Here is a 953-nt window from a genome sequence, read left to right on the forward strand (position 1 = left end):
ACGAACATCTCCCGGCGCCCCAACCTGATCCATCAAGGTAGGACGCCCACCACTGGACGGGTTTTACTCCGCCCGCAGCAGCATCACGCCGCCGCTCCAGTGGCCGACTTTCTCTCCGCCGTTCACACGCCGCGTATCGCCATGCGGCCCGATGGGCGTGGCGCGGTCGCCGTGGGCGAGCGGATCGCGAGGACCTGAGCCAGGACATCCTGCTCGCCATCGTCGAACGCGCCCGCCACTTCGATGGCGGTCAGGCAAACTGGGCGGCCTTCGTGGGCCTGCTGGCACGGCACGTCGTGGCCGACCGTCTGAAGGCCGACAGCCATCCAAGCAGGGTGACCCTGGTTCCGCTCGAGTTCCTCGATATCGACGCGGGAGGGGCCTTTACCTCAGCGACGCAACCGGAGCCGAGCGACGACGTCGTCGCCATCGCGCGCCGCGTCGATTTGGACGCCCTGCTCGACGATCTACCGGCACAGCCGCGGGAGACTCTGCTGCTGCTGATCGCGGCGCACGGCGACATCGCCAGCGCGCAGCGTGGGAGTGGTCGCTCGTGTTCCGCCTTCTACCGGACGATCGATGAACTGCGCCTGTGGCTCCGTGCAGGCGGTCTCGGCATCGCGTCTCACCCCCGTGGGAAAAATCGTGAGGTCGATCGGTAGATACCAAGCAGCAGCAGAACTCGTCGAAAGGATATCGCATCGATGAACGTTATCGTGAGTCTTCCGCTTGCCATCAGCCCTCCTTCCATCACCGAGAAGCACGACTGGCTCGATGTGGTTAGCGATGCAAACGCGCTCTGCGATCGTGTCACCGCCGCCGCGCCTGGCCGCTACGGCTACCGCCGGATCACCGCGCTGCTGCGGGCCGAGGGCTGGCGGGTGAACGCCAAGCGGGTAGAGCGCATCTGGCGGCGCGAGGGGCTGAAGGTGCCGCGGCGGCAGCCGAAGCGA

General features: G+C 66.7%; 2 protein-coding genes and 1 pseudogene. All 3 read left to right on the forward strand.

The genetic code is table 11. The features are described 5' to 3' along the window. A partial coding sequence (locus HW578_RS28125; RefSeq protein ID WP_232479333.1) for a hypothetical protein occupies nucleotides 1-198 on the forward strand: 198 nt, incomplete at its 5' end. A gap of 74 nt (nucleotides 199-272) precedes the next feature. Continuing rightward, entirely contained in the window at nucleotides 273-662 is a 390-nt protein-coding gene (locus HW578_RS27020; RefSeq protein ID WP_198373779.1) for a hypothetical protein, read from the forward strand. Between the two features lie 153 nt (nucleotides 663-815). Then, nucleotides 816-953, forward strand: a pseudogene (locus tag HW578_RS27025) (IS3 family transposase); the annotation flags it as partial.

It is taken from the genome of Roseomonas rosulenta (genome assembly GCF_016106005.1).
Lineage (GTDB): Bacteria > Pseudomonadota > Alphaproteobacteria > Acetobacterales > Acetobacteraceae > Neoroseomonas > Neoroseomonas rosulenta.